Genomic DNA, 18,932 nt, shown 5'->3' with positions numbered 1-18,932 from the left:
ACGTGGCGGCAGTCCTACCGGCAGGAAAAATCCGCTCGGGCCTCTACCTGCTCAATTTCGAGATCTACCAGCGATAATGCCGGCACGCTCCGCCCTGGTCGCCCGAATCGGTCGCAGCCGTGGCGTGACCTTTCCGTTATCTTCGCCTACGGTCGTAGCTATCCCGTCACGGGAGACCGACCAGCGGCGCCGGGCTGAGATTGCACCCGTCGGGGGTAGCCCGGCGTCGCGCCCCCGTCCAGGCGTTCGCCGTCACGATGCGGACCAGACGACCGCGAGACCGGTGGCCGCCGCCGCAACCGTGAGGATCACGGTTCCCAGCGCCCCGAACAAGGCGGCGCGGTACCTGCCCTCCTGGAGCAGCCGAACGGTTTCGACGCTGACCGTGCTGAACGTGGTGTACCCGCCGCAGAACCCGACACCGAGGACGATCTCGAGTCGCTGATCCGCTTCGTGAAACAGGACAAGACCCACCAAGAGCCCCAGCAACAACGCTCCCGACACATTCACCAGAAGCGTCGTCCACGGGAAATGGAGGCGTCGACGACTGCGAATCTCACCGTCCACCACGAACCGCGCCAGGGCACCCAGACTTCCGGCAAGGGCGACCCACAGGGACATCACGGACATGTACGCCGCCTGACGACGCGCGCACCCACCACGATGCCCGCACCCGCGGCACACACGCCGAGAAGCACCGACACGACCGCGTACGACGCAGCGAGCGCCACACTGCCATCACGTCCGAGCAAGGCGATGTCGACGGCGAAGGTGCTGTACGTCGTGAATGCGCCGAGCAGGCCCGTTCCCGCGGCAAGACGAAACAGGTGGCGACGCCCGGTATCGGGGCCCGTCCGAAGCAGCGTCTCGAGCAAGAGGCCGAGAGCGAAGGCCCCGATCAGATTGACCGCGAACGTGCCCACGGGCCAACCGCCGGACGCCACAGGAAGCAACAGGCCGACGCAATAGCGACCGAGAGTGCCGATCGCGCCGCCGATGGCGACCGCGACAAGCGCGGACGGTCGGCGATGCGCGAACGCACCTCGGTCGTCGACCACAGACGGTTCCTTCCGTGAGGAACAGGAACCTACCGCTCACACTACGAAGCGGCCACTCGCGAAGCCCGGACGTCGAGTTCGTCAGCGTCGACCTCCGCACCCCACGCCCGCAAGGCCGAAGCGGTCACACGCAGCGACTCTGCCGACGGGTTTGCGGCCGCCGCTACCGGCGCGGGGCGATGCTTGCTGCGGCCGGCCAGGGGAAACATCGCGCTGAAGAGCATGCTGAACCTTTCGTGCGGGTGTGCCAGGTGGGGTACCGGCGCCACGGCTGTGCGCCCGGATCGAGAACGATCAGTTGACCGCTCCGAACACACAGGTTGTCTGTTACGGGTCTACCACCCAGTAACTTGGATGTGAATGCGAGCTGAGTCACACCACGTCCGAAGACGGATCCGGCTGGTGAGCAACCGCGTAACCCAGCTCACCGGATAGGCGCGAATACCTCCTCGGCGAGAAGCGCCGGCGCCTCGACCGGGAGCAGGCGTCCCGCACCCTGCACGACCTCGACCCCCGCGCCGATCTCGTCCGCAATCTTCCTGAGCGGGGCGACATGCACGAGCGGATCCTGATCGCCCACCACGAGCTCGACAGCGCGGCCGTTCCACCGCTGCCACAGCGACCGACCGATACGCGGCATCCCCGCCAACGAGGTGCAGTACGCACCCACGCGACAGGACCACCGAAGCGTGGCATCGTCCGGCTCGAATCCCGAGCCCGCGAGTGCGCGGAGATAACGCTCGGTGTTCTCGAGGTTCGGCTCATTGCGCCACTGAAGACCCGGAATCAACGCGCGGTGCCAACGCGCGCGTGGCACCAGACCGAGCGGCGCGGCGAGGACGAGTTTCTCGATCCGCTCGACATCGGTGATCGCAGCAGCAACCGACGCGGCCCATCCGAGCCCCAGGATCGGCACGACACCGATCTCCAGGACATCGAGGATCTCCGTGAGCCACCGACCGTATGCGGCGTGGATGTTGCCCTCGGGGCGGGTACACGCGCTCGCTCCCGGCAGGCCGGGCAGATCGATGAGAACTACCCGCCGGGAAGGATCGAACGCGTCGGCCAGATCACGCAGGCCTGCAGCGGGGAGGTCGCCTCCCGCGAGGACGACGATCGGATGCCCTGTCGCGGGCCCGACGCTGAGCACGTGGGTCTCACCGAGCGAGGTGCGCGCAACCAGCTCATCGACCGGCCTCGGCCAGTGCGACAGCATTCCTGCACACGCGTGGTGGATGACGCTGTCATCACCGGGGCAGCGGTATGGGGATTTGGTGAGCATTCCCAATCACCGACCGATCCGGACAACTACGGCATCTTCACAGGTGAACGGCATGTTTTGGATCTTCTCTCGTACGTACGACACATCTCTCGCCGACCAGACTTCCGGCACACCGCACGACACCGTAGCTCACACGTCGGCACTCACGCCAGCAGGGATCCTGATGGCACGCATGACCTGCACCAACCTCCCCATCAGCACCATCCGCGAGTATCGTTCCGATCACGACGTGGCCCCGGCCACATCACCGTACGGTCTTGACCTCCAGCAGATCCCGGGAAAGATCATCACGGATGACCGATGCCGGGGTGAGGACCGCTCCGTCGGCCCCGGCTGACGCATGGGCCGAACCGAAACGTCAGCCGGACGTTCCTCGCCGCCACTGCACATCCATCGGCAACTCGCCGATGGACTGCAGCACGCTCGGACGGTAGCCACTGCCCACGTCGGGGTCGGGAAAATGCCCTTCCGGATCGATGAGCATCACCTCGACCCCGTCCAGGTGCAGCCGGCGAATCACCTCAAGCAAGACCCGGCTGCCCGCCGGGAACACCGACCGGACGAGTGTCAGATCGAGCACCAAGCGCGGGGTGGTGACCGGATCGTCGATCACCTCGCGCACGATGGCCTCCGCGTTGGTGAATTGCAGATCACCTTGCAACAGCAGCAAGGTGACGGCGGTGTCTCCGTCTCCGAACTCTCTGCGCCGACGCAACACCGAATGCGCAACCATCGGAGCATCCATCAGATGCAGATTCATGTCGTGCGAAAGACGCTCACAGACCTCGACTCCGCGTGCGCTCGTACCGTGCCGATCCAGGCGCGGCGAGAAGACCGCAATTCCCAACTGCCCCGGAAGAATTCCGATGATCCCGCCGGACACGCCGCTCTTCGCGGGAATCCCGACGGTCGTCAGCCAATCTCCTGCCGCGTCGTACATTCCGCACGTGGCCATCACCGACAACACCTGACGCACCACAGGTCTGGAGAAGATCTGTTCGCCCGTGCGCGGCTGGATTCCACCGCTCGCGAGGGTTGCAGCCATCATCCCGAGGTCGGCCGTCGTCACACGCACCGCGCACTGTCGTACGTACCCTTCGACCACCGCATCCGGATCACCGGTGAAGACGTCGTAACTGCGAAGCAGGTTGGCCAGCGCGATGTTTCGGTAGCCGTTGTCCAGCTCCGAGCGGGCAACCTTCTCGTCGATGTCGAGTTCGCGACCGGCCAAGGACGAGAGTAACTTCAGGATCCGCTCGACACCGGAATCAGCCGGTGGAACAGACGCCACGAGGGCGTGCGTCGCGAGCGCACCGGCATTGATCATCGGATTGAGCGGACGACCGGTGTTCCGCTCGAGCGAGATCTCACTGAACGCCTCACCGGACGGCTCCACACCGACGTGGTCGAGTACGGCTTCGAGCCCGAAGGTCTCGAGTGCGAGACCGTACACGAACGGTTTGGAGATCGACTGGATCGTGAACGCGTCCTGGTGGTCGCCGACGGAATACGCGTCGCCTTCCGCCGTCACCAGGGAGAGCGCGAACCGATCGGGGTCGACCGCCGCCAGCTCCGGGATGTACCGGGCGAGCTCACCCGAATCTGCTGCACATGTGTCGAGTACTTCGGTCAGGTAGTCGGGGATCGGGGACCGCATGGCCTCATTCTGACCCACGCGGCCCCCTCACGCCGACTCTCGCCGACTCTCGCCGACTCAGTACGATGTCTGGATCGGTCCCGGGGTCCACCATCCGCTGCGGTTCACCGTCTCGGTGTCCACGTGCGCAGGCTCGGCCGACGAGTCGAACGGACGGTACTGCTCGATCGAGCCCCAGTCGCGGCGCCAGTCGTTGTCGAGGTACGAGGAGATCGTACGGGCGCCGAGCAACATCTCCGTCCAGCCGAGCGGCCCGCCGCCGTAGTGGTCCTGCCACAGATTCGTCGAGATGGCTCCGACGCGGTCCGGCAGCACCCGGAACTCGGGGATCTCGGCGACGCCGTTGCTGTGCAGCATCTGATTCTGGCACGGGAAGTTCAGGCCGACGGCCCAATCCAACAGGACCGGGGACTCTGTGCCGAGAACGGCCTGCGCCGTCTGTGTCTGCGGTACGCGGGGAGGGGTGAACGCGAGCCACTGCTCCGGTGCCAGAGCGTGGTCGTGTGCAACGATCCGCACCGTGTCGGCTTCCGCGGGAAGAGAGTCGAGCGGCACCCGCAGGTTCCGCCACGAGGGAGCCGGCCCGATGTCGATCGGAAGGACCGTACCCAGCGCCCGCACGGTATCACCCTCGGTGACACCGTATTCGAGCTCGAGTCGCTGCCCGTAGGTTTCGGTGCCGTCGGCGTCGACCGCGAAGATGCGTCCCGCTGCCGCGATCGAAACGATGTCGCCGCGCGAGCCCGCCGCATCCGGGGCGGGCAGGCTGTACCAGTCGGTGGTGACGTTGCCGGTGCCACCGCCGAAACTGCCGAGGACCGGCGTTGTGGCGGGTTCGAGACCGAACGGAAGGGCGACCGTACTGCCGTTCGCACCGGTACGGCCGGTACCGCCCTGGGTGCCGGCCGTGCCGCCGGCTGTCTGGTCGTTGTCGGAGTCGACGGTGTTCGCGGTGCCGGCGTCCGCGGTCTCGTCGTCGGCAGTCAGGTCATCGGCGACACCGTCCGGGGAGAATCCGTCGCCACCCTCGGCCACAAGTGCGTTTGCGATATCACCGCTGCGCGGCGCCAGCATTCCCGCGTTGGGGTCCATCTCGAGCAGGACGTCGTTCGCGAGACCGCACGAGTTTCCGGTGAGCGCGTCGATGTTGGATCGGGCCACCGAATATCCGGGGTACTGCGACACCGCGCCCTTCGCGAGGGAGAGCACCTCGAACAGCACCATCGCGGCGGCCGCAACCGTGAGCGGCGGGATCGACCACAGCCGCGACGGCGTGTCGGTGCGCCTGGAGGCAACGGGGTGGATGTGCCACCATGCCGCGAGCAGCAACGCCAGCACGGTGAGGCCGAAGAACACGGTGGAGAACCCGAACCCCGCCACCGACGGCGGCTTGTCCCACCACGGCACGCCGTAGCTCGATACGTACCACCAGCCGTTGGGGCCGATGAACGACATCGTGAGCGTGAACAGCACCGCCGCCGCGAACAGCGCGCGGTTGCGGCGTGACCGCAGCACTGTGGGGCCCACCGCGACCGCGGCGACGATCGCCACGCAAGCTGCAAGACCGGCGTAGATGCCGAAGTGGTGCGTCCACTTGGTGGGCGCGAACATCATCAGCACCATCGCGCCGAGGGTGATACCGATGATGCGCCGGGACGGACCCGGGGCGGCGCCGGGGATCCTCCCGCCGCGCCGCAACAGTGCCACGATCGACGTGATCAGGCACAGGATCATCGTGAACACCGCGAAGCGCCGCGCGAGCGACCCGTCGACGGTGATCTGCAACAGGTACTGGTAGCGCAGGTACTCCTGGAACCACGGCACACTCGGCCCGACGACATGCGCAGACTGCATTTCGAGCACGGCAGCCATCGTCTGATCGGCGAACACCGCAGCAAGGATCACCATGCCTGCCGCGACGATCGGTGCGAGCACCACGAAGAATCCGAACTGGCGACCGCGCGCGAGGACGATGCGGGCGATCGGCCGCGCACCGGCGATGAGGGCGGCGAAGCAGATGAGACCGGACGGCCCCGCGGTGACGGTCACGGCACCGACGAGGACCGCTACCGCCGCCGGGAACAGGCGACGGGTCGCGATCGCGCGCTCCACCGAACACCAGGTCAGCAGCACACCGGTAGCGACGATCGGCTCCGGACGGAGGCCGTTGTTGAACGGCAACCAGAAGGCGAGGAAAACGAATGCGCCCGTCCACAGCGGGATCGAGTTCCGGCGTACGGCTGCACCGATCCGCGGTGCCACCTCGCGGCTGATCACCCACCACGCAAGCACGCCTGCGATCAGGGCGGGCAACCGCATCCACACACTTGCCGTGGATACATGGGTCATGAGCGCGAGCACGTCGTAGAACGGCGTACCGAACGGCGACTCCGGTACACCGAACCACCGGAAGTAGTTCGACATGTACCCGGCTTCACCCGCAGCGCGGGCCATACCCAGCTGATAACCGTCGTCCGCGGTGTTCGCGCCGATGATGTGCCAGAGCAGCAGTGTCCCGACGACGAGGCCGTCGGTGCGGCGGAACGACCACCACGAGCCGGGCAGGATGCGGCGAGAGCGTCGACCGTCGGTGGTGTCGAGGCGGTGCAGCGACCACAACGACAGCGCGGTGGCGAGCACCGCGACGGCCATCGCGAGCAGCTTGATCCAGGTGGGTGTCGACGTGAAGCGGGTGTCGAGGGTCGCGTCCACCGTCAGTCCGTCGGGGAGGTCGCCCGTCAGGCCGGTGAACACACCGACCATCTGCGGCCGGAGGTCACGCTCGAACACCTGCTCGGTGTCGGCCGCGCCCGCACCGGTGATCGACGCCACGGTGCGGGTGGGATCCGAACTCACCGTGACCGTGCATCCGGGAGTCAGCTCGTCGATCGGTGCCGACACCAGCATCGTGTTGCGCGCGATCACCTCGAGGGTGGCGGCGCGGTCTTCGGACGCAGCTGTGACGCGGGCGACGAGTCCGTACCGCTCGGCGTTGGGCGCGCCCTGCGGAGATGTCGAGACGATGGTCGTGCCCTCAGCGGTCCCGGCGACGGCACACGGAATGGTGATGTCCAGGTCGACGGGTGCGTACGACACCAACGGCGCTGTGACACTCGCGCTGGTGCCGTCCTGCGGCCAGCTCAGCGTCCCCTGTGTCTGCGTCACCGGCAGGAACGGAATGGCCAGCGCGGCGACGATCCCGACCAGCGCACCGACCAGGGCCAGCACCCGCGCCTTCCTCACATCGGGTCGGGTCGCCGACGGCTCGACCGCCGATGGCCGGGCAGGGTCTTCGGTCGTGCTGGCTCCACTCACGCCACGCGATGCTATCCGAGACGGAACGCCACCCCTATTTCACCGTGTCGCGTCACAGCACCGGAGCCGTCTCCGCACATGTCTCGGACGACGGTAGTTCATCCGCGAGAAAGATCGTCTGAGCCATCATTCTGTAGCCCGACATCTCCTCCCGGAGCACTTCGATGGATTCCTCGGGATGCACCGAGTCGATCACGGCGTGCTCACCGACCGCATTGAATTGATGACTGACACCGCGGGGGATCTGCATGTCGACGAACGAACACGGCGGCACGATCATGTTGTATCGGGTGCGCTGCGAGCCGTGCGGCATGCCGGGTAGGTCGTCGTCGTACAGAACGGGCCGGAACGGAGTGACACCGGCAACGTGGGTCACCTCGAACGGAGACAGGCTGCCGACCCGGATGCGGGTGTCCGGTCCGGTCATCATCCGCACGAACCGCAAGCCCGTGTGCAGATGCATCCGCGAACATATCCCGCGTTCTTCGACGTTGTAGAAGTCCATGATGTACCGGTCGGCGAAGAACCCGTCGAAGGGGGACTCGATCATGTACACGTCCCCCTCCTCGAACGACTGGGAACGGACGATGCCGTCCGAGTCCGCGGTGGTCGCCACGTGACTGGCCTTGGCCGCGGTGACGATCCCGGCAAACGCGCGGACCACGGCCAACGCGACGTCGGCCGGGAACTCGGCGACCGGCGTGACGACGCAGCGCCCTGCATCACGAAACTCGGCGACATCGTGCACTTCGTTGTCGTCGTCGGCGCGGCGCTTGATCGTGACCGGTGTCGCGTGCAGGTCGGACATACTGGAACAACTCCTGAATCGAACGTGTCGGTCACGATGGATCACGCACCGACCTGGAAGGACCGCAGCCACAACTCGAGAGTCAGGACGAGCCACAGTTTGCCGCCCTGGCGTGGCAACAGCGTACCTTCGCCGCGCATCCAGCTGCGGATGGTGTCCTCGCGGAAGAGTCCTCGGGCGCGGGTCGACGGGCCGAGGAGCAGGTCGTGGCCGAGATCACGGAGCGGGCCGGTGAGCCACTGCTGGACCGGAACTCGCATCCCGCTCTTCGGCCGGTCCACGATGGTGCTGGGCAGCAGATCTCGGACGGACTCCTTGAGAATCCACTTCTCCGACGTACCGGCCAGCTTCAGGTTCGGCGGTACCCGGAAGGCATGATCGATCACCTCGCGATCGAACAGCGGAGCACGACCCTCCACACCACTTGCGGCCGTGAGTCTTTCCACCTTGGTCAAGATGTGGTGGGCACCCTTCGTGCGCAGGTTCGTGTGCAGCAACTGGTTCAGCAGGCTCGTCATCCGCCCCTGTTGCAGATACGGCATCAACACATCCGTCAGTGGCGGTGCCCCCTCCAGTTCGGCGAGAGTGTCCGCGGTCAGCAGCACCGGGAGATCGTCGTGACACTTGCGGTAGCTGTCGAGGTAGGCGCGTGCTCGGGCGGCCGGGTCGGAGTCGTCGCGGAACATCTCGAAGATCAGCATCGGCAGATTCTTCGGCCCGCCGAACACCGGGTCGCCGCCCTCGCCGTTGAGGATCGTGTGCACGCCGTCTGCCGCAGCAGCCTCGGCGAGCATGAGGTTCGGCACCGTCAGAGGATCTCCGACCGGACAGTCCAGTAGAGACACGGTCTCTGCCAACCTGTCGGCGACCGCCGCACCTGGGACCGTGAGTACACGGTGGTTGGTATGGCAATGTGCAGCAACAAGTCCGGAATAGGCAAGTTCGTTCGGGGTGGTGCCGTCGAATGCGATGGAATACGACAGGACCGGATTGTCGTGCAGCGTCGATGCGAGCGCAGTAACGAGACTGCTGTCGATACCCCCGGACAACAGCACTCCGACATGCTCGCCGGCCGGTAGTCGTCGCGCGGTCGCTTCCTCGAGTAGTTCGCGCAACCGCTCGACGTGGTCACGTACCGATCGGTCGTCTTCGACTTCTCTGGGCTCCCAATAGATTTCCTCGTCGAATGACCCGTCCCGATGCAGGCGTACACATCGGCCGGGGAGTACCTCGTGGACACCGCGCAGAAAGGTCTCCCGGCCCGGAATGTACGCGAATGTGAGAAATGATCGCACCGCGGACAGATTCAGTCCGGCGCCGAGATCCGGCCATGCACGCATCGCGCGCAGCGATGTCGACGCCGCCCAGGTGCCACCCGCGCGGGCGTGGAACAGTGTGCGCGCGCCGACGTGGTCGCGCACCAGAACCAGGTCGGTGCCATCCGCGATCGCCAATGCGAACATTCCCTCTGCCAAAGCGATCCCAGTCGATCCGAATCGGGCATAGCAGTGCAACAGCAGCTCTGCGTCGTGGCAGTGCGTGTCGGGCGCATCCGCTCCGAGCCGCGCACGCAACAGGTCGGCATTGAACAGCGTGACTTCGCCGACCGCCGACAGGGTTCCTGCCCGGTACGGACCGGAGGCCACACCTGGCCCGTCGAGCAATCCCAATCCGCACGACCCCCGTTCCGGACGGCCGGTAGATCGCAGGGGCCGGCCACCGACCGCACGCACGTGTACGTCCGGATCACCCTCGCCCAGAAAGGCACACCACCTACTCACTTCTCTCCTCGGTTCTCCACCGGTTTGCGCGGGCAGGTACCTGACATCAGCCGAAGTCACCGCCGCCGTCGTCTCCAGGCCCGCCCCAATCCCCGTAGTCCGCACCACCATCCGAGCCCACCGACTCGTCCCCGGATCCCGCCTGCAGTTCCTGCTCCTGCTCGGGCGTCAGGAAATCTGGCGGAAGAGCGATCGATCCGAGAAACGCCGCACCCGCGACGGCAGCGAGAACACCACCGAGCCGACCGCCGAACTGGGATCTATTGGAGGTGAGAACGCCATCGCTCCAGAGCGTTCGGCCGTATCCGCCCTCGCGACCGTAGATGACCCGTCCGTCGCGGTACGTCCGCTTGACGAGGTTGCGACCGAGAGGCTCGTCGGTGCCACTCATACCGTGGTCGTCCCGCCAGAAGACCGCACCGCCCTCACCACGCGACCGCCATTCCGTGCGTCCATCGGTGTATCGCCGGCAAACCGTGCCGTCGGTCAGCAACTCGTCGGCATAGTGGAATTCGCGGCCAACGGGGTCTTTCGATGCGGGCACTGTCTCTCCTTCAGAAGGTGGGCCACGTCAGGAAACCCGCCCGCCGAACCCCACGCACGTCGACGAGTGGTGTGGTGGTTCGGTGGACTCCGCGAACCAGCCGGTGGACGGTACGCAACAGAACGGCCGGGTTCACCGATTCCACTTCGCTGGCCCGACCGCGCACTCGAGGCAGGTGCAAGGGGGCTGCCTGCGACGCGCTGAGCCCGATTGCGGTGACACTCACACCTTTCGGGATGTCGGTCAGCGACGGCAATCGCATCGGGAAGCCCATACCTTCCACACTTGCGTCGTGCAGTGCATATATGGTGGCATCGTCCGCGCGGTCGAGCATCGCCGCAATCTTCGGATCGAGTGGGAGATCCGCGGCACTCACCACCGGACACGCGGATTCCATCGATATTCCGTTCGCCCGCAGCATCGCCGCGACCGGCATCGATTCGCAGACCAGCAGACGCGGCAGTCCGTAGTCGAACAAGTCCGGTTCCGGCGTGTTCCTGCCCAAGCCGCGGGGCAACGGGCGCGCCGGTTCGAGCAGTCCGGGGACTGCGCCGTGCCGGTCCAACGCCGCGCGGAACACCCGGTACGGCACGGTTGCCGGGACGGTGAACGCGGGCCGGCGCGGAAGCCGGTGTGCGGGTACTACGCCGCGGCACAGTTCGAAGTAGAGCTGCCTTTCGGTGAACTGCACGCCGTTCGGCGCCGCAGCGCGCTCGATCGCTCCGATAAGGTAACGGTCGAGTGCCTTGTCGATCATGCAGCCGGCCACGAAAGGAATCCCAGCTGTCGTGCAGAGCGCCGGTCGGGATCGGATTCTTCCTCGATCCGTCCGGCGGCGGTGGACACGACTGCGAGCAGCCGAGCCGGCGATTGGGCCGCGATCGGGGACCACCAGCCGTCGGCGAGCCATTCCACTTCAGTCTGACGCAGTGATACGTTCGGCAAAGGCGGGTTGTGGAGGAACTGCGTCGCGGACTTCGGCCGAGGCGACTCCCTCAACCGAATTGCCGATTCGTCGTCCATCACGGACCGCGGCCACAACCCGATCGGGTGTACCCGATCGCCGAGCAACAGGACTGTGTGCCACGCGGATTCGAATCCCGGGACACTCGCATCGTGCAGCATCAGTACGGGTAGTCCGTCCGGAACCATGTCGATGCTCTCGACCACGAGCATGCCCAGCCCTTCCGGTGCTCGATTCGCGGCCAGGCACGCCCGAACGCTCGGATCTGCGCACACCAGCACCATCCGAGGGTTGTCGACCTCAGGGGTCGCCACCCAGGACTCGTATACGACTCCCTTCGGCAGCCCGCCGTACACCGCCGTCCACGGCTCGAGCACGTCGTCCCGGAACGCTTCCTCGGTCACCGGCATCCGCACATGTGCACGCCGCCTCAGGAACGGCCAGGACGCACAGATCACGAGAACACCGCCGAGCAGGAGGACAAGTCCGTACGCGGGTACCCGCCAGGACGGGAAGTTCACGATGAACAGAACCCACGTCCCGAACAGAACCACCACGCACCAGGTCCCCAGTAGGCCCATGACACCGGATCGGAGATTGGGAAGACGGCGGCGGGCAGCCGCATATCGCAATTGCGTCACCGTCGCGTACAGGTCACGTCCGGCGGAGAGTTTCTCGGACAGCGCGTGGAGGCGCAGGTCGTGCAACGTCAACGGGCTCTCTTTGGGCTCGAGAGCGAAGGGCCGTGTGCACTTCGAGCAGCGTCGGTCGGATCGTTCCTTGCGCAGCAGGTTCTCACGGCAGTGGGGGCAGATCATGGCCTGTCCTTCTTCCTGCGCTCGTGGGGGGATCCGGGCCGGATCCGAAGATCATTTCGGATACTAACCATGTCCGCGGGCTGTGCGCATCCCGCAACACGTTCATCCGCTGAGCGAGGTTCCATGTAGCCCCTGACTACTTCAGGGGGCAGAACGTGACTTCGATCGACGCCACCATCGGCCACAGCGACCTGCTCCGCGCCGACGTCGCCGTACATCCGGACCGATACCGTGTCTTGACTGGGTGAACGTCCCACTGGCCGCTTGCGGCGAGTAGATCGAGCCAGTCGACGTAGCGTCCGTCATCGAGACCAGTCGAACAACTTCGGAGGTCTTACGATCCTCGACACCAGCGCCGTGCAGCGTCGCGACCCCGACCTGGTGGTACCGCAGGTGCCACAAATATCCTGGACCGACGGCTGGGCGACACTGCACAACATCCCCGTCACCTACGATGGGCGCTGCTCACCGGTGGTCCCGTCCACCGCATCGCCCTCAGCATGGTGCAGGAACAGAGCCAGGAAGCGGGGCTGATCGCAGAGCGGTCGTGATCCACAGATCAGGTACCCGCGAGCACCGCCAGCAGTTCCGTCCCGTCCCAGTCGCGCCGGCCACCGCGCTCGGCGTCTCGAATCAGCTCGATCAGCTTCTCGTTGACAGGTGTCGCAACGCCGAACTCACGGCCGAGCCGCACGATTTCACCATTGATCCAGTCGATCTCCGTGACACGACCCGCCTCCAGATCTTCCCACATCGACGACCGCGCAAGCGGATCGATAGCCAGCATCGACGACGCGACGTTGCGGAACACGATGTCCGGCACCGTCAGCAGACGGGGAATCCACGACGGCGGCAGAGGAGTGAGCCGTGCCGCGACCCGTCCGGCTTTCTTTCCCACGGTGAGCGCTTCGCGTTGGGCGGCAGCGACACAGCGGCGGTAGCAACGTTGCGACAGCTCCGTTTTCAGCGGGAGCCCGGACAAGGCGTTGATCGGATTGTTGAGATTGAGCAGGAGTTTCGCCCACAACACCGCATCCATGTCGGGCCGTCGGGTCATTGGGAGTCCGGCAGCGACGAACAGTTGAAGGAACGGCTCGATGTGCTCGCTGTTCTCGACCTCGATTCCACCTTCGGAACCCTGATGGAACCTGCCCTCGCCCTGCGCCACCACATTGAACGGCACCATCGCGGTCAGTACCGGACTGTCGATCTGCTCGCGCAGCGCGCCTGCGTTGGACAATCCGTTCTGCAGGCTGACCACCGCGGCGTCATCCCGCAGCAGTGTCGCAATTGTACAGGCGACTTCCGCTGTAGCAGAAGACTTCACTGTCACCAGTACAAGATCCGCCTCCGCAATGACATCCGGCTCGGTGCGATAGTCCACCGAATCCAACCGCACGTCGGCACCATTCAGGTCGGTCAGGTGCAGCCCGTGCTCATGCACCTCCTCGGCAATCCGCCGTCGGCCCACGAACACGACGTCGGCACCCGCACCGACCAACCGGCCCCCGATGTAGCATCCGACACTACCGGCGCCGACTACGACGATCCGCATTCGTAGAAACCTTTCTCAAAAGGAAGGATTGACCCGGACGAACCGCTCGTCTATATCGGCAATCGATCGCGCACCGGTGAGCGCCATGGTGAGGTCCAACTCCGCGATCACGTTACGGATGACCTCCTCGACGCCGCGCTGCCCCGCAACCGCCAGCCCGTACATGTAGGGACGACCCAGCAGTACGGCATCCGCGCCGAGCGCGAGTGCAACGAACACGTCAGCACCACTGCGTATTCCGCTGTCCAGCAGAAGTGTCGGTTCACGGCCGATCGCCGATCGGATGTCGAGGAGCGCATCGAGCGACGCGATCGAACCGTCGATCTGCCGACCCCCGTGGTTCGACACGACGACCGCGTCGACACCGAGATCGACTGCACGGCGCGCGTCGTCAGGATGCAGGATGCCCTTGAGCACGATCGGCAACCTCGTGCGATCTCGGAGTGTCGCCAGGTGCTCCCAGCTGAGACCAGGATTCGAGTAGATGTCGAGAAACGTCTCCGCCGCGGCGCGCGGCACCGGAGATCGCAGGTTGTCGAGGAACCTGCCCGGATAGTTGCGGGTCATCGCCATCAATGTGCGAATCGCACCGAGTGTGACGTCCGGCGGATCCGCGACCATGCCTCGCGCCGCGTCGATCCGCTGCCGCACGATATCGCGGAAACGTGGATCGGAGGTGTACTGGGCGATACCCTCACCCCGCGCGAACGGCAACGATCCGAGGTTCAGATCCTGGGGTCGCCACCCCAGCATCGTCGTGTCGAGGGTGACGACGACAGCGTCGGCACCGGAGGCCTCGGCTCGATGCAGCAGGCTGTCGACGAGTTCTTCGTCGGAACTCCAGTACAGCTGGAACCAGCGCGGCGACGTACCCATCGCCTCGGCGCAGTCCTCCATCGGATTGCAGCCCTGATTCGAGACGATGTACGGCACACCTGTCGCGGCGGCCGCGCGCGCAATGGCCAGATCACTGTCGGGCGCCATCAACGCACCCGCACCCACCGGCGCGAGCAGCACCGGCGATGTCAGGGGCGTGTTCGCGACGGTGGTGGTCAGGTCACGGTCGGTGACGCCGTGCGCCATGCGCCATGCGCGGCACGATCGCCCATCGGTCGAATGCGCGCCGGTTGTTGCGCATCGTGCGTCCCTCACCTGCGCCGCCGGCGACGTACGCCCAGGCCCGTGTCGAACTGGCACGACGTGCAGCGTGTTCGAGGTCGCTGAACGAGGTCGGCACGGTGGGCCTGCGCCCCAGCGCGCCGTCGCGGTAGACGACGCCCTGGCGCTCGCGGCCGGGGCCGGCGGTAGCGGGAGCAGCGGTGTCGGTCACGGGGTTCCCTCTCTGTCGCGGTGGTAGCCCGATCCTTCCCGACAACGACGGAGAATCACAGGCGGACAGCCCTCTCGGCGTAACTGCAGATCGTGGAGGCAACTCCAGGGGCACCGCCGTTGCCGATTCACGCCGTCAAAGCACCGACCTTGCTGGGGGAGGCGATCAGCCCGGAGGGGTTCCTCGACCGTAGCGGTATCGAGCGAGTGTGTCAGGCGGTGAACTGACTTGGACTGCAGGAGGCTCGGTTGACGTACCTCGCAGTGCACCGGCGGTACGGGTGGCAGGCAGGGCAGCTGCTGAACATCGATATCGGTGCCGTTCGTACGGCGATCGCTGGCCTCCGAGAACCTGCACACATGGATCCCCCGGCTGGCCACCGTGTCCACGACGCAGCGGGCCGGATTGCGGTGTCGTCGGCCGCCTATATGACCGGCCTGTCCCGGCGAGCACGAAGGGCGGCTCGGACACGAAAGTCAGGTGTAGTACCGCACCGGCGTGGGTACCCCAGACACCATGAATTCTGTCGCCGACAATACGGTCGGCACCGACAGAGCATCTGTGTGCGCCTTTGTGTTCGCTCCGTCCCCGCTTCTGACGGTGACGATCGAGGCCGCACCCGCCGGCGGCGACGAGGTGCACGTCCATGCGGGCGGACAAGGATTCTGGATCGGGCGGATGGCAGCGATTCTGGGTATGGACGTCCATCTATGTGGGCCGTTCGGCGGCGAAGCGGGGAACGTTCTCGTCGACCTCATCACCCGCGAGGGCCTGACCGTACATCCCGTGGCCACGTCGCACGAGAACGGCTCGTACATCCACGACCGCCGCGGCGGGGAACGCACCGTAGTGGTGGAGGTACCGCCCCCAGCGCTCACCAGGCACGAGACGGACAACCTGTTCAGCATGTCCCTTGCGACAGCGATGGCCGCGGACATCGCCATTCTCGGAGGGCCGCACCGAGAGGGGGCGGTGCCGATCGAGGTCTATCGGAGGCTGTGTGCGGACCTGTCCGCGCTCGGAATTGCGGTGGTCGCGGATCTGTCCGGCCCGGTGCTCACCGCAGCGCTGGACGGCGGCGTCACGGTCCTCAAGGTCAGTCACGAGGACCTCCTCGAAGATGGTCGAGCGGTGTCGGACACCGACGACGATCTCGTGGCGGCAATGCACCTGCTCCACGACAAAGGCGCGCAGATGGTGGTCGTCTCCCGCGCGGGGGACCCGGCGCTCGCGCTGTGCGACAGTCAGGTGTGGGAGGTCGAGGCGCCACCGGTGCAGATCGTCGACTATCGCGGCGCGGGGGATTCCATGACTGCGGGAATCGCGGCGGCGTTAGCAGCAGGACGGCCCAGCATCGACGCGGTGCGGCTGGGGGCCGCCGCAGGCGCGATCAATGTGACCCGGCGCGGTCTGGCCACCGGAGACACCGGGGCAATCGCGCGTATGGCGGAGAAGGTGCACGTGCGGCGGCGGGACGAACATTGAGGGCGCTCATCGTCAACGACGACGGGATCGACAGTCCCGGGCTGGGAGTGCTTGCACGGGTCGCGGTCGAGGTCGGGCTCGACGTGTGCGTGGCGGCGCCGCACGTCGAGCGCAGCGGTGCGAGTGCGTCGTTGTCCGCACTCGAGGAGGACGGCACGCTGTCGATGTCGCTGCGGATACTGCCCGAACTCCCGGAGCTCGAGGTGTTCGCCGTCGAGGCGTCGCCCGCGCTGATCGTCTTTCTCGCATCGGACGGTGCCTTCGGCCCGATTCCGGACATCGTGCTCTCCGGCGTCAACCTCGGCCCCAACACCGGCCATGCGATCCTGCACTCGGGTACTGTCGGGGCCGCGCTGACCGCGGCCAGCCACGGAGCGCGCGCTGTCGCACTGTCCTTGGATGGGACGTCGCCGTCTCGCTGGGGGACGGCGGCTTCGGTCGCTGCGCGTGCGGTGCGGTGGGCGATCGAACACGGCCCCCCAGGGCGGTACTCAACGTCAACATTCCGGACATACCCCTGGCCGAGTTGCGTGGTCTGCGCACTGCTCCGCTCGCCGAGTTCGGGGCGGTGCAAGCGGAGATCGGTGCCGTCGAGGAGAACGGCACTCGGAGTCGGAGTGTCGCGGTGACCTTCCGTAGCGTGATGATCGAGGATACCCACGACAGCGATGCGGTACTGCTGGCGCACGGCTGGGCCACCGCGACGATGTTGTCGATGCCGTTCGAAGTGTCGCAGGGCGATCTCGGCGCACTGACATACGTGGCATCGCCCTGACCTACACGAACCTTGCCCCTGGATAGCTCGCACTCGATATCGGGTTGGCTCCGGAGTAGGTGCGCCGAGCTCCGTATCGCACCAGCGGTGCCGCCGGCTACGCTGCTGAACCGATGGCACCTGACCGGACGCCCCCCCGGGGGGAAGACAGCCCGGCTGCTGCCGGTAGTACCCGACAGATCGAGGAAATCGTCGACCGGCTCTTGATAGCCACGTTGGTCACAACGATGTCGAGTCCGCCCAGACCCGAGATTGTGCGGGCGACCACGTCTCGGTAGTGGTCCGACGAAGCCAGATCGCCTGCGAAGGCACAGCAGCGGCGCCCATGCTCGCCGACCAACTCCACCGTGTGAGCTGCGTCGTCGCTCTCTTCGAGGTAAGCGATGGCAACGCCACCGCGGCCGCGTCGATCCCCGTCAGCACCTCCACACAGTTGTTGCACACCGACGTGCCCCATACACCCTCGCCCGGTACGCCCTCGGCGGTCATGACTCCTTGCCACAGCGCCCGTCGCCGATCGTCGTCCGTCACCGCATCCTACTTTCGTTGGCCGTCGCTCACGGTACGGCCGGGTGCCTCGTGGCGGGCGTTCGCCATGCCGAGACATCGTCAACGAGTTCAGTCATATACCGGATACACACCACAGTGTTGCCCACACACCGCTGCGCCCCGTCGGGCTATGAAGCAGATGTCGAACCGGACTCCTCGGTGGGTGGATGATCCCGTCTGTAAGCGTGACGCAACTGCGCGATGCGTGCCCCCGCGGCCGCGGCCATGATCCCCATCCCGGCGAGCGCAGCGAAAAGCATCGCCACCCCGATCGGCAGGCTGAAATCCCATCCGAGGAACGCGATCTGCGCCCCGGTCAGGTTCTGCAGGACGAAAACCAGCAGCACGATCAAGACGATCGCACCGGTGATGATCCCGACCCAGATCCGCCCGATCTTGGTGTGCCGCACATGACGTCGCGGCGACCATCGCCCGGACCATCGGCGCGAGCCCGCGGAGTGGTCCCACCCCGAGGAGGACGCGGAGGAAGGCGTCGTGTCCATGGCTCACCTCCCGGTCGTAGGCTTCGAGCATGTGGACGACGAGGTCCATCAGGTCCGGAATGATCCCGACACGGATCAAATACCCGAGCGTCGGGGTACTCAAACCCCGACGTTTGCGTTCCGGGCAGCGGAACGGCCACCTCGGGTGCTCCGATCGACCAGGTGACACGACCCGATCGTGCCCTCGGCCTCGACCGCGCTCAGGCCGGGTCGAGCGCCGCGGACTCGTCCTGGTGTGGCACCGTCACACCGTGGCGGCCCCCGCTGTCCTGGTTCCACAGGATCACCTCGGTGCCACTCCTGGCCGCCATCTCGCCGGTCGGCGCCTGAGCGATGATCACCCCACTCGACGGCGCAGCGGTCCCGTCGGGGCCGACCGGCACAAATCCCGTTCTCTCCACGATCACGCAGGCATCGTCGGCGTTCAAACCGACAACGTCGGGGATGTCGAGTGTCGCGTCGTGCGGGTTCATGCGTTCTCCTTCGTGCCTCGTTGCGAGCAAGGTTG

The 18,932-nt window shown here is 66.1% G+C and carries 18 protein-coding genes and 1 pseudogene; 3 read left to right on the top strand and 16 right to left on the bottom strand.

The window, feature by feature from the left end; all coding sequences use genetic code 11:
• Nucleotides 1-252: 252 nt before the first annotated feature.
• The 13 genes and pseudogenes from crcB to ACZI8W_RS07100 form a co-directional block, all read right to left on the bottom strand.
• Nucleotides 253-621 carry a fluoride efflux transporter CrcB gene (crcB, locus tag ACZI8W_RS07160; RefSeq protein WP_463367938.1) on the bottom strand — a complete coding sequence of 123 codons (369 nt, stop codon included), beginning with the start codon at nt 619-621 and terminating at the stop codon, nt 253-255.
• Nucleotides 621-1,058 (bottom strand): fluoride efflux transporter FluC, encoded by a 438-nt coding sequence (locus ACZI8W_RS07155; protein ID WP_463367793.1) that lies wholly within the window; start codon nt 1,056-1,058, stop codon nt 621-623. The genes crcB and ACZI8W_RS07155 overlap by 1 nt, the downstream gene beginning before the upstream one ends.
• Nucleotides 1,059-1,099: 41 nt before the next feature.
• A complete protein-coding gene (locus tag ACZI8W_RS07150; RefSeq protein ID WP_463367792.1) occupies nt 1,100-1,282 on the bottom strand; it encodes a hypothetical protein in 183 nt (60 codons plus the stop codon).
• A 200-nt stretch (nt 1,283-1,482) separates the two neighbouring features.
• Nucleotides 1,483-2,340 (bottom strand): alpha/beta fold hydrolase, encoded by an 858-nt coding sequence (locus tag ACZI8W_RS07145; RefSeq protein WP_463367791.1) that lies wholly within the window; start codon nt 2,338-2,340, stop codon nt 1,483-1,485.
• Nucleotides 2,341-2,698: 358 nt separating this feature from the next.
• Complete coding sequence (locus ACZI8W_RS07140; protein ID WP_463367790.1) at nt 2,699-3,997, bottom strand: glutaminase; 1,299 nt, start codon at nt 3,995-3,997, stop codon at nt 2,699-2,701.
• A gap of 57 nt (nt 3,998-4,054) precedes the next feature.
• The gene (locus ACZI8W_RS07135) at nt 4,055-7,312 is read right to left on the bottom strand and encodes an arabinosyltransferase domain-containing protein (protein WP_463367789.1); all 3,258 of its coding nucleotides are present in this window, start codon (nt 7,310-7,312) and stop codon (nt 4,055-4,057) included.
• 52 nt (nt 7,313-7,364) lie between these two features.
• The gene (locus ACZI8W_RS07130; protein WP_463367788.1) at nt 7,365-8,120 is read right to left on the bottom strand and encodes a hypothetical protein; all 756 of its coding nucleotides are present in this window, start codon (nt 8,118-8,120) and stop codon (nt 7,365-7,367) included.
• A gap of 41 nt (nt 8,121-8,161) precedes the next feature.
• Nucleotides 8,162-9,901, bottom strand: a complete 1,740-nt coding sequence (locus ACZI8W_RS07125) for an asparagine synthetase B family protein (protein ID WP_463367787.1) — start codon at nt 9,899-9,901, stop codon at nt 8,162-8,164.
• Nucleotides 9,902-9,947: 46 nt separating this feature from the next.
• Nucleotides 9,948-10,445 carry a hypothetical protein gene (locus ACZI8W_RS07120; RefSeq protein ID WP_463367786.1) on the bottom strand — a complete coding sequence of 166 codons (498 nt, stop codon included), beginning with the start codon at nt 10,443-10,445 and terminating at the stop codon, nt 9,948-9,950.
• A 10-nt stretch (nt 10,446-10,455) separates the two neighbouring features.
• Nucleotides 10,456-11,202, bottom strand: a complete 747-nt coding sequence (locus ACZI8W_RS07115) for a hypothetical protein (RefSeq protein WP_463367785.1) — start codon at nt 11,200-11,202, stop codon at nt 10,456-10,458.
• Nucleotides 11,199-12,227, bottom strand: coding sequence for a hypothetical protein (locus ACZI8W_RS07110; RefSeq protein WP_463367784.1), 1,029 nt, complete (start codon nt 12,225-12,227; stop codon nt 11,199-11,201). Before ACZI8W_RS07110 ends, ACZI8W_RS07115 begins: the two co-directional genes overlap by 4 nt.
• Before the next feature lie 559 nt (nt 12,228-12,786).
• Nucleotides 12,787-13,782 (bottom strand): 2-dehydropantoate 2-reductase, encoded by a 996-nt coding sequence (locus tag ACZI8W_RS07105; protein ID WP_463367783.1) that lies wholly within the window; start codon nt 13,780-13,782, stop codon nt 12,787-12,789.
• A gap of 15 nt (nt 13,783-13,797) precedes the next feature.
• Nucleotides 13,798-15,112 (bottom strand): annotated as a pseudogene (locus ACZI8W_RS07100) (alpha-hydroxy-acid oxidizing protein).
• A 516-nt stretch (nt 15,113-15,628) separates the two neighbouring features.
• Between ACZI8W_RS07100 and ACZI8W_RS07095 the strand changes: the two are divergent.
• From ACZI8W_RS07095 to ACZI8W_RS07085, 3 genes are read left to right on the top strand one after another with little or no spacing between them, the layout of a single operon-like run.
• A complete protein-coding gene (locus ACZI8W_RS07095; protein WP_463367782.1) occupies nt 15,629-16,597 on the top strand; it encodes a 1-phosphofructokinase family hexose kinase in 969 nt (322 codons plus the stop codon).
• Nucleotides 16,594-17,226 (top strand): 5'/3'-nucleotidase SurE, encoded by a 633-nt coding sequence (locus tag ACZI8W_RS07090; RefSeq protein WP_463367781.1) that lies wholly within the window; start codon nt 16,594-16,596, stop codon nt 17,224-17,226. The genes ACZI8W_RS07095 and ACZI8W_RS07090 overlap by 4 nt, the downstream gene beginning before the upstream one ends.
• Nucleotides 17,223-17,372, top strand: coding sequence for a hypothetical protein (locus tag ACZI8W_RS07085; RefSeq protein WP_463367780.1), 150 nt, complete (start codon nt 17,223-17,225; stop codon nt 17,370-17,372). Before ACZI8W_RS07090 ends, ACZI8W_RS07085 begins: the two co-directional genes overlap by 4 nt.
• A 97-nt stretch (nt 17,373-17,469) precedes the next feature.
• On the opposite strand, the gene ACZI8W_RS07080 is transcribed toward ACZI8W_RS07085, so the two are convergent.
• From ACZI8W_RS07080 to ACZI8W_RS07070, 3 genes are all read right to left on the bottom strand, one after another.
• On the bottom strand, nt 17,470-17,829 hold the full coding sequence (locus ACZI8W_RS07080; RefSeq protein WP_463367779.1) for an SDR family NAD(P)-dependent oxidoreductase: 360 nt from the start codon (nt 17,827-17,829) through the stop codon (nt 17,470-17,472).
• Between the two features lie 220 nt (nt 17,830-18,049).
• Nucleotides 18,050-18,424, bottom strand: coding sequence for a DUF1049 domain-containing protein (locus ACZI8W_RS07075; RefSeq protein ID WP_463367778.1), 375 nt, complete (start codon nt 18,422-18,424; stop codon nt 18,050-18,052).
• A 200-nt stretch (nt 18,425-18,624) separates the two neighbouring features.
• Nucleotides 18,625-18,897: a PASTA domain-containing protein gene (locus ACZI8W_RS07070; protein WP_463367777.1), complete on the bottom strand. Its 273-nt coding sequence runs from the start codon at nt 18,895-18,897 to the stop codon at nt 18,625-18,627.
• Nucleotides 18,898-18,932 lie beyond the last annotated feature (35 nt).

It is taken from the genome of Rhodococcus ruitaii, from assembly GCF_055230935.1.
This window is presented reverse-complemented; position numbering and strand designations above follow the sequence as displayed.